This is a genomic window from Mesorhizobium sp. KR1-2, assembly GCF_040045035.1.
Classification (GTDB): domain Bacteria; phylum Pseudomonadota; class Alphaproteobacteria; order Rhizobiales; family Rhizobiaceae; genus Pseudaminobacter.
On sequence record NZ_JBDZDS010000005.1, the window covers coordinates 1 to 14,488 of the forward strand.

14 protein-coding genes, 1 tRNA gene and 1 pseudogene are annotated in these 14,488 nt (G+C 59.8%); 6 read left to right on the forward strand and 10 right to left on the reverse strand.

Features of this window, described 5'->3' with window-relative positions; all coding sequences use genetic code 11:
* Positions 1–517 precede the first annotated feature (517 nt).
* Both ABLE85_RS11660 and ABLE85_RS11665 read right to left on the reverse strand, forming a co-directional pair.
* A complete protein-coding gene (locus tag ABLE85_RS11660; protein WP_348792907.1) occupies positions 518–1,552 on the reverse strand; it encodes an MBL fold metallo-hydrolase in 1,035 nt (344 codons plus the stop codon).
* Between the two features lie 28 nt (positions 1,553–1,580).
* Positions 1,581–1,919, reverse strand: a complete 339-nt coding sequence (locus ABLE85_RS11665; protein WP_348792908.1) for a 4a-hydroxytetrahydrobiopterin dehydratase — start codon at positions 1,917–1,919, stop codon at positions 1,581–1,583.
* Between the two features lie 55 nt (positions 1,920–1,974).
* Between ABLE85_RS11665 and ABLE85_RS11670 the strand changes: the two genes are divergently transcribed.
* Positions 1,975–2,442: a DUF3768 domain-containing protein gene (locus ABLE85_RS11670; RefSeq protein ID WP_348792909.1), complete on the forward strand. Its 468-nt coding sequence runs from the start codon at positions 1,975–1,977 to the stop codon at positions 2,440–2,442.
* A gap of 384 nt (positions 2,443–2,826) precedes the next feature.
* Positions 2,827–2,985: pseudogene (locus ABLE85_RS11675) on the forward strand (IS5/IS1182 family transposase); the annotation flags it as partial.
* A gap of 36 nt (positions 2,986–3,021) precedes the next feature.
* Here the strand turns inward: ABLE85_RS11675 and ABLE85_RS11680 are convergent.
* From ABLE85_RS11680 to ABLE85_RS11705, 6 genes are read right to left on the reverse strand one after another with little or no spacing between them, the layout of a single operon-like run.
* Complete coding sequence (locus ABLE85_RS11680; protein ID WP_348792910.1) at positions 3,022–3,681, reverse strand: hypothetical protein; 660 nt, start codon at positions 3,679–3,681, stop codon at positions 3,022–3,024.
* Between the two features lie 10 nt (positions 3,682–3,691).
* The gene (locus ABLE85_RS11685) at positions 3,692–4,435 is read right to left on the reverse strand and encodes a hypothetical protein (RefSeq protein ID WP_348792911.1); all 744 of its coding nucleotides are present in this window, start codon (positions 4,433–4,435) and stop codon (positions 3,692–3,694) included.
* Entirely contained in the window at positions 4,435–5,145 is a 711-nt protein-coding gene (locus tag ABLE85_RS11690) for a hypothetical protein (protein WP_348792912.1), read from the reverse strand. The genes ABLE85_RS11685 and ABLE85_RS11690 overlap by 1 nt, the downstream gene beginning before the upstream one ends.
* Positions 5,142–5,795 (reverse strand): hypothetical protein, encoded by a 654-nt coding sequence (locus ABLE85_RS11695; protein ID WP_348792913.1) that lies wholly within the window; start codon positions 5,793–5,795, stop codon positions 5,142–5,144. The genes ABLE85_RS11690 and ABLE85_RS11695 overlap by 4 nt, the downstream gene beginning before the upstream one ends.
* The gene (locus ABLE85_RS11700) at positions 5,796–8,813 is read right to left on the reverse strand and encodes a hypothetical protein (RefSeq protein ID WP_348792914.1); all 3,018 of its coding nucleotides are present in this window, start codon (positions 8,811–8,813) and stop codon (positions 5,796–5,798) included.
* Positions 8,813–10,429 carry a hypothetical protein gene (locus ABLE85_RS11705; protein ID WP_348792915.1) on the reverse strand — a complete coding sequence of 539 codons (1,617 nt, stop codon included), beginning with the start codon at positions 10,427–10,429 and terminating at the stop codon, positions 8,813–8,815. Before ABLE85_RS11705 ends, ABLE85_RS11700 begins: the two co-directional genes overlap by 1 nt.
* A gap of 425 nt (positions 10,430–10,854) precedes the next feature.
* On the opposite strand from ABLE85_RS11705, the gene ABLE85_RS11710 reads away from it, so the two are divergent.
* Complete coding sequence (locus ABLE85_RS11710) at positions 10,855–11,325, forward strand: M35 family metallo-endopeptidase (RefSeq protein WP_348793200.1); 471 nt, start codon at positions 10,855–10,857, stop codon at positions 11,323–11,325.
* Between the two features lie 394 nt (positions 11,326–11,719).
* Here the strand turns inward: ABLE85_RS11710 and ABLE85_RS11715 are convergent.
* Positions 11,720–11,809 (reverse strand) — tRNA-Ser (locus tag ABLE85_RS11715).
* 245 nt (positions 11,810–12,054) lie between these two features.
* On the opposite strand from ABLE85_RS11715, the gene rplU reads away from it, so the two are divergent.
* From rplU to ABLE85_RS11730, 3 genes are all read left to right on the forward strand, one after another.
* Complete coding sequence (gene rplU / locus ABLE85_RS11720) at positions 12,055–12,468, forward strand: 50S ribosomal protein L21 (RefSeq protein WP_106725128.1); 414 nt, start codon at positions 12,055–12,057, stop codon at positions 12,466–12,468.
* A 25-nt stretch (positions 12,469–12,493) separates the two neighbouring features.
* Positions 12,494–12,763 (forward strand): 50S ribosomal protein L27, encoded by a 270-nt coding sequence (gene rpmA / locus ABLE85_RS11725; RefSeq protein ID WP_348792916.1) that lies wholly within the window; start codon positions 12,494–12,496, stop codon positions 12,761–12,763.
* A gap of 122 nt (positions 12,764–12,885) precedes the next feature.
* Positions 12,886–13,476, forward strand: coding sequence for a GNAT family N-acetyltransferase (locus tag ABLE85_RS11730; RefSeq protein ID WP_348792917.1), 591 nt, complete (start codon positions 12,886–12,888; stop codon positions 13,474–13,476).
* Positions 13,477–13,563: 87 nt separating this feature from the next.
* Here ABLE85_RS11730 and ABLE85_RS11735 read toward each other — a convergent pair whose 3' ends face one another.
* Complete coding sequence (locus ABLE85_RS11735) at positions 13,564–14,424, reverse strand: endonuclease/exonuclease/phosphatase family protein (RefSeq protein ID WP_348792918.1); 861 nt, start codon at positions 14,422–14,424, stop codon at positions 13,564–13,566.
* Positions 14,425–14,488: the final 64 nt, after the last annotated feature.

Sequence of the window (14,488 nt, forward strand, 5' to 3'; positions counted from 1 at the left end):
CGCCTCGGGCCTTGGCGCTGCGCAATGCGAAAAGCTCCGCGCCAACGCCCGCCGTTCCACCCGCCCATCAGGGCAAAACCAACGCCGGAAACGAACTCAAAACTGGATAAAACCTGGGGGCAACGTCACCGCCCCTGTCCGCTTTTACTCGGCGGTCACCAACAGCGGACTGACCGCAGACGGCCCCCAAACTGCCAGTCAGCAACGCGCCCGAATGTTGGTCATTCGGATCAGCTACATTTTTTCCTCAAAGCAGGCAGTCGGTGCCGACGCTGAGGGGCGCTCGGTAACCTGTTGGATAGCAGGCCCGCCAACTCCGCCTTACGCGCATCCATCTCCGCGGTCATGTTGGCTGGAAGATGCCGGCCTTGATCGCCTCAGATGCCGCGGACCTCTTTCTCGGCCTTGTCATGCGCGGCGCGCCAGGCATCGGCATTGACGCGGAGGCACGGCCAACTGTGGTCGTCAAAATGCTCCTTTCAATGATCGGAAACGACTTTCCGACCGCAGGATGCGCTCAAGAGTTGGAACCGTTGCGCGTCATTTTGGGATGCCCGGCCTTCCGGCCGCCATCGAAGTTTGCTTCGAATTCGCGCCTGAGCTCATCCTCGCGCTCCAGGTAACGCCAGGAAAAATGCATCGGCAAGGCACGGGTCACGCCTGCCGCACGGGCGATACGTCCCGCCTGCGCGGCGGTCAAATGGCGCCTCGAGGCGGCCAGCGCTCGATCCTCGTCGAGATAGCCGGCCTCGATAAAGAACTGCCTGGCACCCCGTGCCAGCGCGACGACGCGCGCCACGTTCTCCGGGTTGTAAATGAGGTCGGTCGCATAGGCGACCCGCTGTCCGGGACCGATCGTCAGTGCCTGGGTGGCCAACAGCTCGGCCAGCGATATGTCTCGACGGCCGATCGCAATTTTCGTGTCAGGAGCATCGCCACGCCGAACTGACCGCTTGGCCTCGGTCAGCCAGGGCCCAACGGGCAGGCCGAGCTGGTCGAGCCGCGATTTGCGCACATCGACCCTGACTTTCTCCTGCAACGCAAAGGCAAGGCTGGGGATTCCGTGATCCAGCATCGCCCCTTCGACACGAAACTCGTCATCCTCGAGAAGCACGCCGGTTGGCACCCGCGGCGGCTCGCCTTCCTCGCGCGCAAAGCCCGCCCGAGCCCTGAAATGACTGCATCGAACGAACCCGGCCGGGGTCCAATCGGCGACGCAGATCACCAGGTCGGCCGAATGCGGGCCGAGCAGGTTCCAGGTATATGCCCTGAGCTTGGCTTCGACCGCATCTCCGAGCCCCGGTGGGCCGATCAAATGGAGACCGGTTGGCTGGTAGAGCTGCGACCGAAGCAATCGATCGAAGCCCACGAAATGATCCATGTGCATGTGGGAGACGAAAACATGGCTCACGCGCACGATCTCGCGGGTGGAAAGCGGCGTCAGATATCCCAGGTCGAACAAAAGCGCGCGGCGCCGGAAGCGGAAATCGAGAAACAGGACAGGATCCGAGAACGGCTCGTTTACGAGTTTCGGCTGAATGAGGTCGGCCATGCCCCAGATCCAGGACCGCTTCGGCTGATCACCGGCCAGCCAGCTCGCTGATCTTGCCTGCCATGATGAAGTCGTTCTCGTGGAGCCCCTTGATCTTGTGGGTCTGTAGCGAGACGGTGGCGTAACCCCAGCCGAAACAGATGTCGGGATGATGGCCCTGTTCCTCAGCGAGTTGGCCGACCTTGTCGATGAAGCCATGCGCTTCCCGAAAATCAGCGAACTTGAACTTGCGGCGCAGCCAGTGCCCGTCGTCCTCCAACTCCCATCCCGGCGTCTGGGACAGGTAGTCCGCCGCTTCCTCCTGCGTCAGTGGTGAAACGCCACCCCGGCACGGCGTGCAGACCTTTTGAGCTAGACTTTCAGCCATCCAGTCCTCCCTTTGCCTCCCGGCAATCTCACCGGCTCAGGAACTTGTTCATGTAGTGGGTGCGGAGGAACTTGCGCCGCTGGCCGGACTTGCCGAACTTCGTGCGGAGCCGAAACCGGATTGCATTGCTGCATCCGGCCTACCCGATCGATACCGCATGTTGAGCCGCGATATGGCTGTGCGGTCATTACGAATGAGCGGTGCTGCACTATCGCTTACTCAGGTGAACGACATCTTCCGCCGTACGCTCGTTGGCGGGAGGGTCGTTGTCACCCACGGGGTAGCCCTCCTCGGCGAGGAGGCACTTCATGGGCTTTTAAGAGACGGTGCCCAGTTCGACGCTTTCGATACCGGCAACGATCCACATGGCGAGCACGACTTTGGAGCAATCGAGCACGGCGGCGTCAGATATTTTTGGAAGATCGACTACTATGACCGTGATTTCATTTATGGCTCTCCCGATCCGGCCGATCCCACCGTCACTGCCCGTGTGCTCACCATCATGCGGGCAGAGGAGTACTGACCATGGGCACAGCCCTATCCCTTGCTAGCAGCCCTAGGCAGGCTCTTCGGCTTTCCGCCTGATGGAAAGTGGCTGTGGCGGGGGCGCGGGATGATGAGTATGCCCGGGCTCAAGCAGCCGCTGCTGGGCATGCCCGTGTAGCGTAGAATGCAGTTCGGCACGCCCCTGCCACCGCCAAAAGCAGCAAACGCTGCTAAGCGCGCTGTATGGCCTGCCAAATGCACTCGCCATGCACCTTCAAGTTTGCCGACTAGGTAACGGTACGGCACCGGCCCCAATCGATCGCCATCAAGCGCGAACCTATTCGCGCCCGAAAAAGCGGACGTTGAGCAGACCTTAGTCGCATCTTAAAAGCGGACATCCGATCGAACAGGCGAAGTGGCCATCGTCGATGTCGAGGCGAGCACCGCCATCCGTCAGGCGCAGGTTGTTGCGGCGCGGACGATGATCGAGTGCGCCCAGGATCGGCTCGACCTCTATCCCGAGAGGCTGGCCGCCGACAGCGCCTGGGGCTCACCCGAGCCGGTCGAGCATCTACTGAACGCTTAACTGCCCCCTTTCCCGTCGAAAGCTGGCGGATCAATTCACCGCGGAAAAAGCCGAGACCGAAGTTTCAATGACGGGACGGGCGGACGACGCGCCGATCCCAACCGTATTACAGATCGTCAGAACGGTTGCACGGGTCCGCTCCAGGGTTGAGATAATCCTGTCCACGTCGGAACGGGACTGCTTGAGGACTCGCCCTAGGTCTTCGAGAGCAGCGTAGACGGTGTTTTGCGCCTGCTCGGCAAGTGACGCCACCCGCGATCGGGTTTCCTCGATGCAGGTGACAACTCGCTGCTCGGTCTCCTCAAAGGTCGTTGTCGCCATATCGATCAACTCCGCGATGCGATCCTCCATCGCGTCAGCCGTTTCCTTGAGCAGCTCTATGGTGCCTTCGGAAAGCGTCTCCGGCAGATTTGCGACCCTCCCGGCGACCTGCTCCACTTGCTCGGCGATCCGCCGGATCTCATTCATTCCCTCGTCGAGATGCTGGGAAATCCTGTCGAGGCCACTCTGGCCGACATCAACCAGCATAGCCCTCGCTTCATCCAGAATTGTGTCCGCGTCGGTGCCCTCTGCGACCGGCTCACTCAGCTTCGCTATTGACGTGGCGATAGCTTGCGCCCGAATGAACAGGCCTTTCGCATGAGCGGTGTTAATGCGAAGCCTACTTATGAGTTCGTGCTTAGTGGCCATCTCCGCTCTCTCACGCCATTCCGACCATGGATGCCAAAGGGGTCACGCGCTCGACCTGATCGATCAGCGCTTCTATGGGCTGTCTCAGGGCGTCGATCACGGGCTGGATTGCCGCATTCACGCCTTGCGTTTCCGCGTCACCTTCAGTCAGGCGCTCGACGATTTCATCAAGCATGCCTTCAACCGTTTCAGTCAGCGTGTCAGCTGCGGGCTGAAGCGCCTCCGCCAGTGCCTGGTCCGTTGCGTCGGTTAGTGCGGCCAGGACGTCGTCCAATGCTTCCGCTACAGGTTCGACCAGCGCCTCATCGAGTGCACTTCCCAACTCGAGCACTCCCGCGTCGAGCGCGTCACGTTGGGAGCTGAGCCAATCATCGACGAACGCCTCCATGTCCTCCCTTATCGCCGTCGCTGCTTCCTCGATCTGGTCGGCAATGGCGAACATCGGCGAGGCCGTCTCCTCGGCGGCGTCGAGCAGGAAATTGAGCGCGGTCAATGCATCGGCGGCTTCCGATCCTGCCCGCTGAATAGTGTCCGCGGCCTCGTTGGCCAGCGTGGTCATCCCGTGGACTTCGTCGGTGAGGCTAGCCGCATCACGTTCGAAGCCATCAAATACCGCCTGGACCTGGGTCATGGAGCTCGAAATCGTCGTCTTCAGCCCATCAAGAAACGCCGAGAGCGTATCGACCTCCCTGGCGAGATCATCGATTGCGAGAGCCAGTTCCGTCTCTTCATCCTCGGTGAGCAAGCGCGACATCAGAAGCCACCGCGCATGATGTCGAGTGCGTCCTGGAGAGCTGGGAGCGCCGGCTGCAGGGCGATCACGACTGGCAAGTAGGGTCCGATGGCGCTTGTAACCATCACGCCCATCTGTGCGGTCATCATGGTCTCGGCCAACTCGGTCAGAGCGCGCTCGGCGGCAGCCTCGACAACGTCTCCGGCCGCGCCGCGCAATCGCAACTCAATGCGATCGACAACTCTATTGCCAACGTCGAGGATTGAATCCCTGGCATGATCTCCAAGAGCCTCAAGACCTTCCAACGCCGCGTCCCTCAGCTCATCTAACGAGTTCTGCAGCGTGTCGCCGAGGCTCTCGAGAGCGTCGGCAAACCAATCCTCGATCTCGTCCGTCAACCGTTGACCAATGTTCTGGGCAAGCTCGTCGAACTGATCGATCGCATTCTGAACCTGCTCCTGCGATGCCTCGGCTTCGGCCTCGATCGACGACAAAAGGTCGCTCACCAGATCTTCGTTCTGAATTCGCTGGTCCAGATCCCTGAGTATGACGACATTGGTAGAGACGCAATCTCCGATATTCGCGAGGGCCTGAGCCAGATTCTGACATTCATCACGCAGTCGCTGGACCGAGGGAGGAAGTGTGACCGTGTCGAAGCTCGGGATGTCAGCGGCTGCATCGAGGCTCTTCAACGAGGCTGTCAGGCGATCCATGGACACCTTGAGGGTCATGTCACCGATTCCAGCACCGAGATTACGGGCATGACAGGCTCGATGACGCGCTCTATGTCCTCCAGACCGTCGATGATGCGCCCCAGGCTGCCATCAAGGTGTTCGACGAAGTCCAATGCCTCGCCAAGGCTAGCTCCGTGAATGGCGTCGATCCGTCCGATGGTGTCGTCAAGCAGCTCCTCGACAGTTCCGATTCCGTCCTCGAACGAACCGAGCAGCTCATCTACCCACTCTGCGAGGCTGGCCAAACGTGCGTCGAGTTCGGCCGTCGCGCTGTCGATGGCTTCGGTTGCCTGCACACTCAGCGCCTCCGTATGGCTCGCGAGTTCTTCCAGCAGACTCTCCAGCCGCCCCTCCACCTCGTCGAGCATGGCAGCGACATCCTCCGGCGCCGTCTCCAATTGCCCGCTCAAGGTTCCGAGTCCGGCAATCACCGCATCGGGAAGCACCAGAAGGTTGGCAAGTTCAGAATTCAGGCGTGTCGAGATGGGCCTGATCACCTCGGCCAACGCCTGCCTTCCCCCACCGGCTGCGCCACGGATCAGCCTTGCGGTCGCGACGAAGCCTTCCACTTCGACGATTGCGGCTTCCGTTTGCGCAAGACGGGCCTCAAGGTCACCGATGAGGCCCTCGACATCCTCGTCGGTCATCTAGGTGCACGTCCCAACCAGTCGTGGGCGACCCAATCCCAATGGCGGCGCTTTCCTCAGAAGCTCGTGCATATCAGGGTAGATCTGCAGCATGTCATTGCGGTTGGGGGGTGGGCCAAACCCCGCCGGATCGGCACGTGCCGTTCGAGTCATGAATAGCTTGTTGTTGGCCAAAGGCTTATTGATTGAGGCCAAGTTGGGCTTGTCCTTGATCGCGAACCGGATGAACTCGATATCCTTGCCGGGACCGTCACTTACTATCGACGCAAGCTTATCTGCAGGGTTCTTCCCTGATCCGATCGCGACGATGCTCAGGCGCGCGCCTACATCCACGCACAGGCCAGATTCGGTAACTTGAAGCTGGGTATTGCTGTTCTGACTGTCCGAAACAACGAAATTAAACGGGCTACGTAGCGGAATGCCCTCGGGCCCAGGTGCCGCGCTAAGCCACGTGATGTCAACGAGCTTCACCGGCCCAACGGGCGGGTCGGCCGGAAATTTGAAGTCTACAAAGCGCCACGCATACCGTGCGTCCGGACTCTGCCCCGTAGAGATCGCAGGTCCCGCGGCTCCCTCAGGTCCCTCAGGTCGTTGCCTGAGCAAAAATGTCAACTTGTCCAAGTTCTTATGGTCATTGAGGATCCCGAGCATGTCGAAGCCATTGGATTCTTGACAAACCAGGTCGGCGTCACTCTCCGAGGGCGCCCATATCGATGAGACCTGCTCGACGCCGAAGGGCAGGTTCTGACCAGGAAGTACGAGCCGAAGAACATTAAGATAGCAGCCGTCATGGAACCGCGAGCTCGCTCCGAAGCTGGCCTCGGTTGCGCCAGTGCAGGTGACATTATGAGGCTTTGCCGGATCGGTACTTTCAGGATCAGGGGCGCTGCAGTCGAGAACGCCTCCCTCGGTGTCTGCATACAGGAGAGTAGGCTGCAAGGCCCTGACGATCGACATGCCTGAAAGCGTCAGGACGATCGCGAATAGCGCTACGATCCCAACCATCTGTACCAGACTGACATGCCCGCCCATCAGCCACCTGAACCAGGGCATAAACTGCCAGCGGCGAATCGTCCTGCTGGAGGATGCAAGAATGCTGCGAAAGCCTTCGGGCGCATATCCAAGGGTGTGGTGTCGCGTTCGGCCGGACAGACGGGTGCGCGTGACGCCCGCATCAGTCAAAATGATCTGATCTGGCACTGATACGCCGGCAGGCCGCTTTGCCCCTGAGGAACCATAACCGTTGAAGAGTGCCAACGCAGTGGACTCTGGGACAGCACCGTTGCGCTGTGAACTGACATAGGTCGCGAAATGTTCCGAAATCTGCAACTGTTCTGCGTCACGAAATTCGGTTGCATTCCTGAAGCTTGCTTCAACGCTCGCCTTTGCAGACGCTTTGTCGAACACCACTGTCCCCGCTAGCGCTTGGAGTTCCGCGACCAAACCATCCACGATCGCTGGCCTAAGATAGACTTTGCTCGGATTGGTGGTCGCATCGTCGACGGTCCGCGGACCGAACATGCGCTTCCACAACGATGCTAGGCCGTCTGGTCCAACTCTCTGGACAGTTTCACCGATGCCCGCTTTCCTCAAATGTCGCTCGTAGTGCTCCTTGAGTCCAACGCTAGGCGCGGTGCCTCGGAGCCTCAGCAACCTGTCGATCTTCTCCGCCCAGAAGACCCCTACCTGCTTGCCGGCCTCGTCAACGCCTCTCGTCAAGTCGAATGGGATCGGCGAAACGATTGGGTCTAGCAAATTGGGTTCCGACACAACCGAGGTCCCGCCACCTTTCTTTTTTTCTTGAGGGAGGCAATCCAACTCGCCGTCGTTGATTGGCTTTCCCTGGATGTCGCTTAGAGACTTAGGCGCTTCTTGGAGAGGTGTAGGCGTGACAAGTGGAACAGAGGAAAGGTCATCGAACCGGACGGCACCCGCGACGCCATGCGCAGGAAGTTCCGTGAAGTGCAGAGTAGGGCCGAGCCGTTGTTTGCAGACTTCGCGAATGGCTTCGTTGACTTCGGCTATCGTAGCGTATTGCCCTCCGATGAAGATGAAGCTGTGGTCGCTATGCGTCTTAAAGTCCGCCAGGAGGCCAGGAAGATCGCGCCGTACCGCGTCTGCCAGGTTTCGACGACATTCCTTGACATCGAAGAGATGGCGCGTTCCCACGCTATCGATGACCGGCTGAAATGGTGGAGAATGAGGACTGCGAACCAGCTCCCAGATCCTGTCCAGTGTAGGCGCGGAGAAACTTGCGCCCGCTTGCGCTTCGACCGTCTGGGCAAAATGCCTGAACATATCGAACGCAAGCGCAATGCTCTGCTCTGCTTTCGTGTCGGCTTCGCCATCGGGCAGCCCCCCAGGCGCCGCTGCCGGCCGCCCAGCCCACAACGCCCTTCTAGTCGTTGGACCGACGTGCCTATTTTCTTCGAACACGATGCCAAGTGTGGACGCAGAAAGCGACAGCGGCCCGGCATCGATAACCAGCGTCCGCACCACTGGCCGCGTCGCAATTGTTAGGGCGTCGAGCTCGGCCTTGCTGTACGTGTCCAGCCCCTCACGGGCTGCCGCTTCCACCCGATACAAGAGGGACGGGTTCTTGAAGTTCGCCCACGCCGCCGCTTTGGCCAGTTGATCTCGTGCGGCGTCACCGCGCTCGTCGCGAGCGATGATGTCATCGGAGACGATGAAGGCGACATTGGAACGGATGCTTCCAAACCCTTCGATATCCCGTCCAATTTTCTCAAGCAGGACGGCCAACAGCTCAGGGGAGTGGTTGCTGTCTCCTAAGCCAGCAAGCGCATGCCCGATCGTGACGAGATTGCCCGCCTGTTGCTCGTCCCGAACTAAGTCGATGGCGGCCTGCCCCACCAGAGCGCCACCTCCCGAAAGGGCAACGATTGGCGGCGTCGAGACGACGGCGGGTTGTGCGACATCGTTGACCGAAAGAATTTCATTCTGGGCACCTACAGTAATAATGCGAACGGCACGCCAGCCGAGCTCGACACCGATTTTCATTATCGTGCCCCCTCGAGTTCAGTCGATTTCCCGGCTCTAGACTCCGCACGTTTCTTTTTGGCTTCTTCGAGCTTTCTCCGGCGCGTCTCCTGGCGGCTCGCCAGAGCAGCGGCGCGATCAATCTCGCCCTTAGCCCTTGCCTCGACCCGAGCCTTGACGGCGAGTTCTGCCTCGAGCAGCTTGCCGATCTGGCTCTGCGCCGCACCGATTGCCGATGCGAGGTCATCCTGTAGCTGTTCGAGTGCTTTCACACGACTCGAGGTCGCTGTCCGGGTTAGTTCCCGTCCACTGTCCTCACGCTTGCGTGCATGCCTACGGATAGCTTCTGCCGCCGCAATGACATCGTGTTCCAGGCGGGCATCGAGAGAGTCGATGAAGGTTGAAACGGCGCTGCCTACAGCTTCGCTTATCTCGCGCGCCGTCTTAGCCTTCTCGGCATGGATCTGCCTCCGGGCGTTTTCGAGCGCAGCATCGATGGCAAGGATTCTGGTCCGTCTGGCTTGGTAGAAGGCGAGGACAAGCAGGACCGGCAGCACGAAAATGACGAGCCCGCGCAGTAAGGCAGGTCCCGACGTTGCCTCAAGCGAGATCCCCATGACCAGCGCCGCAGGTATGAGAATGAAGGTCGCCAACGCCGCAAACTGCATCGGATAACGGACAGCGCTGCCTAGGACACTCAAAGCGCCGAAGGGTTTAGGAATCGCCAGTACGGGCGCCGAGACGCCACCGCTTCGCATGCGCAGCGCGAAATCGTCGCCGGCCTTGTGGATCGCCTTGCGGAGCCGCCGCAGATCGCCGCTAAAGCTGGCCCGTGCTGCCTCGGGCGTGAGGCCAGCCTTGCTCACGAGCAGGGTCTCTTCCTCGGTGAGCGCCCGTACGATCTCAGTTCGCCAAAACACTTCGATGTGGTCGAGCAGAACGGTGACGAAATCCTGTGCTCCAACTTCTATCGCAACGGCCAATTCGTCCATGAAGGCGTCAGGTACATGGGCGCGGGAGTAGTCGTTCTGCACCTTCTCCTTTCGCGGCTGTAGTTCTGCCAGGGCCGAGATCAGGTGGTCCCCCGCTCGAGACGCCACGCCATTTACATCCATGGCGCGCTGCAGGGTGGCCAGTAGCGCCTGCTTGAATTCTTGGAGCCGCGCGCCTAGGCTGACGGAATGGTCTTCCTGCGGCGTTTGCGCATTTCCCGCCGTGGGGCTCTTTGGCTTCGCCCCCAAGACCTGCGCTGCCTTGGCCGCACTGACTTTGAGCCGCAGCGCAAAATCGGCAACGCGAGCCTCGTCGATCGCGCGGGCCAGCCGCGAGACACCTTCCACCAGCTCCGGATTCGTCGGCGTACCAATGGGGGTCGCGGCGCGCGGCGCAGCGCCAGCAGGCGCTCCCGTGGCAAATCCGATCAGTCGGCCATCCGGTCCGGGCTCAAAGACCGGATGGTCACCATGTTGGACGCTGTCTAAGATCTTCAGCAAATCAGCCGGGTTGTCCCACCGCACCATCTCCACATGCGCGTGCGTGCCGACACCAATCTGATCAGATCGCCGCAGGTGGATTCTGTCGACTACGTCGCCGACGGCCTTGTTCAGCTGGCAAACTACAGTGGACCAGTCCTTCATGTGCCCCTCTTCCGAAACATGCTTCGCTGGCCGGCGCAAGGGCGCACTCAACTACCTTGCGGCGTCGCGAGAAAGATCACGAATATAGTCTGGCCAACGGAAACAACGTATTGTAGTAACTACTATTTTCACCTAATTGTATTCATTGACGACAAGAATATTGTTCAATAACCTATACATGGTTGGTGCCTTAACGGGGGTGTCATGGTGATGCTAGGCGAATCAAAGACAGTTTTTTTTAATTGAGAATTACCGCTAAATACACGTATAATGCCAGTTGTGCTGTCAACGTATAGGTTATCATGAAGCTCATTGCAACGATATCCATGGCACTAATCGGTAGTCTGACGCCACTTGTCGGCTTTGCTGCTCCTGTTACATGCACTGGGTCGCCGGCCTCGATGCTCGACGCGGCGAGGAGCGAAATGAAGAGGGGGCTGGATCGCGCTATCACTGCCGTGAGAAATGAGGATGCGAGGGCCGTGGACAAGCTCACCAAGTGGCTGGGTGTAAACAGCTCAAACCAACAACAGCAAATTCTCGGCATACTTATCGCGGCGCGTGGTCTCGCAGACAGCGTGACATTCGCGTGTGATATGATTAACGACAGCAACACGTTTGAAGACGCTGTGGCATCTGCAGAAGGTGGCCACGAGCTGTTGTTTACAGCCAAGTACTTTTCTTACCCTGAGGTCGGTGTGATTTCACGTCCAATAATTTTTTTTCACGAAATGACACATCTACCGGATGTCGCCAATGCAAATAGCAACGGGGTGCCGGCCGAGTTATACAAAGAGGATGAAGTTTTGCAGCTGGCGACCGATAGACCAGATGATGCACGTCGTAACGCAAGCAATTACCATTACTTCCTCGGAGATTTTCTCTACGGGAATTGAGAACTGTGAGCAATAAACGCGGCTGTCTTGTCTTTCCTGTGCCGCGAAGTCGAGCATTCGGCGTCCGGGCTTGTTAGCCCGCACCATCAATAGCGAACTGAATTCGAATGCGACGATTTGGGGGCATGCAGGGCTGCCTTAGAGTGGAAGCTCCTGCCTGTCTCGACTGTACAAAAGCTGATCTTGAATAGTGATATTGCGGAGGTCGCCATCGGGCCAAGTCACGTCGATCCCCGCCGGTCTGGATGAGCGCTGCTGGCACATATTGCCCATGCGTTGTCCACCTGCGACCAATTCAGACCATCAAAATCCAAACAGACTGTGGGGTAAAATGAGGGCTTCCCAAACTATCGGGGGAAATATCGCAACCATTACAAACAGTTACTAAAGTTTCTGGCGGAGAAGGAGGGATTCGAACCCCCGATAGGCTTGCACCTATGCCGCATTTCGAGTGCGGTGCATTCAACCACTCTGCCACTTCTCCGCAACTGTGGTTGGGCCGTTACCGGCGCGGCCCGGTAGATAACGAGTCGCGGCCGGATGCACAAGGCCCCTTCGCGACTTATTTGTGGGTCGCCTTGACTCGATGCGCCCCTTCGGTTACACGCGCACAGTTCCGGCGAGGGTCTTGCCCGCGTCGGAGTCGATTTGAACCCCAAGACTGACAAAAAGACGACCCGAACGCTCCCCGCGTTCAAAGAGGTCGGACCGAACAGCGAAAGGCAAAAAATGTTCGCAGTCATCAAGACGGGTGGCAAGCAGTATCGCGTTGCCGCCAACGACGTCATCACCGTCGGCAAGATCGACGCCAATGCTGGCGACGTGATTGAAATCACCGAAGTGCTCGCCGTGGGCAACGGTGCGGACGTCTCGATCGGCGCTCCCTTCGTGGAAGGCGCCACCGTGGCGGTGGAAGTGGTCGAGCAGGGCCGCGCCGCAACCGTCATCGCGTTCAAGAAGCGTCGTCGCCAGAACTCGCGCCGCAAGCGCGGCCATCGCCAGCACGAAACCGTCATCAAGATTTCCGAAATCCTGACGGGCGGTGCCAAGCCGGCGAAGAAGGCTGCTGCTGCTGAAGCTGCCGAGAAGCCCGCCAAGAAGGCCGCGCCGAAAAAGGCTGCTGCCGCGGCGGAAAACGAGTAAGTTCGAGGACTGAAGGAGTAGACCAATGGCACATAAGAAAGCTGGCGGTTCGTCGCGCAACGGTCGCGACTCGGAATCCAAGCGCCTCGGCGTGAAGAAGTTCGGCGGCGAAGTTGTCGTTCCGGGCAACATCATCATTCGTCAACGCGGCACCAAGTGGCATCCCGGCGTGAACGTCGGCATGGGCACTGACCATACCCTTTTTGCGCTCGAAGCCGGTGCAGTTGCGTTCCGTAAGAAAGCCAACGGCCGAACCTACGTATCGGTGAATCCATTTACCGAAGCCGCGGAATAGCCGGATCCGCACCACAACACCGGCGCCCCATCTCGGGAACCGGTGTCTGGTAGAATCCAGAAAAGGATCAGGGGAGATGGGTCGCCAGCTCCCCTTTTTCTTTTGCCTGGAGGATATTGGACATGGTTGCCGAATCGGAGGACTTCGAAGACGAAAGTCTGAGTATAGATTGCCCGGTGCTCGTCACCGAGCGGCTGGTGCTGCGCCCGCCGCATCAGGATGACGTCGCTGAGCTGATCACGCTCGCCAACAATCCGCGCGTGGCCGAGATGCTGTCGCGCATGCCCTACCCCTACGGGGAGGCCGAAGCCCGCTCGTTCCTCGCCATGGCCAACCAGTCGCGCAGTGCGGGCAGCGTCTATGCGGTGACTCTGGCCGAAACCGGCGCCTTCGTCGGCTGTGCGGGGCTCAACGCCACCGAACGCGGGCTCGAGCTAGGCTACTGGATCGGGGAGCCATACTGGCGGCGCGGCTATGCGACGGAAGCCGCGCACGCGCTTGTCGACCTCGCCTTCCGCGCCACGACCATCAACGTGCTGCACGCCTCCTGCCGGGTCATCAATCCGGCCTCGCGGCGGGTGATCCATAAGTGCGGCTTCCAGTATGCCGGCCAGGGCATGCTGAACTCGATGGTCGCCGGCAAGGTGCCGGTCGAACGTTATCGTCTGGACCGCAAGACCTGGGTGAGTCTCAGGACGTGGGCACGCCTTTGAGCGAAGTCGCACCGCAAATCGTGACGCCGGCAACGGCGGGTATCTGCAGGAACAGGAAAGAAAATGAGCGGCCGGTCCGCCGGCCGTTCATTCCAGCTCGAACCAGACTGGCAGGTGGTCCGAGCCGGTAGCGGATGCGTCGATCCAGCTTCGCCTGACGCAGCCTGAAAGGCTGGCGTGGACGAAGGCGAAATCGATCAGCCGGTTGTCTTCGGGCTTCTCATCGTCGATCCAGCTTATCGCGCCATCCGGTGCACCGTGGGTCAGCGAAAAGACGTCGACCGGGTGGTGGGCCACGATCTGGCGGCCCTCGGCGTAGTCGGACTCACCGGCCATCAGGGCATATTCGGGCGATCCCTGGATCATGTTGAAATCGCCCATCAGAACGAATTCCTCCGGGCAGGGCAACTCGGGAAACCCGTATTCGGCCGAGCCGGTGATGGCGCCGCCCTCCAATGGATAGGCATAGACGCGCTCCTTCAGGTGGCGGATCTGGGCCGAACGCTCCTCGTGATTGATGTGATCGAGATGAACCGAGTAGACACGCAGCGGGCCGGACGGGGTCATGATCAGCGCTTCCAGCGCCGCACGCTGAAGATTGCCGCGGTTGAAGCGACGCGTGCGCGGCAGGAGCTGGTTGCGCGATGCCGCGATCGGCCAGCGCGACATCACCATGTTGCCGAATTGCAGGCGCTTGTTGACCGGCCGGCCATGCCCATCGCGCAGGCCGAAATCGACATCCATGGCCGGGCCGTAGACGTGGAACAAGTCGGGCAGCAATTCGGCGAGGCCCGCCACGAGATCGGCACCGCCGTTGCGTGGAAAATTGCGCGTCACCTCCTGCAGCGCGACGATATCGGCGCCTTCGAGGCTTGCCGCGATGCGCGGCAAATCGAATTTCTTGTCGCGGCCGATGCCGTACTGGATGTTGTAGGTGACCAGTTTCATGCCCGTCCCTCGCTGTTTCCGAGTATGGGAACGGTAAATCCCGCACTCGCCCTCGTGCATTCTT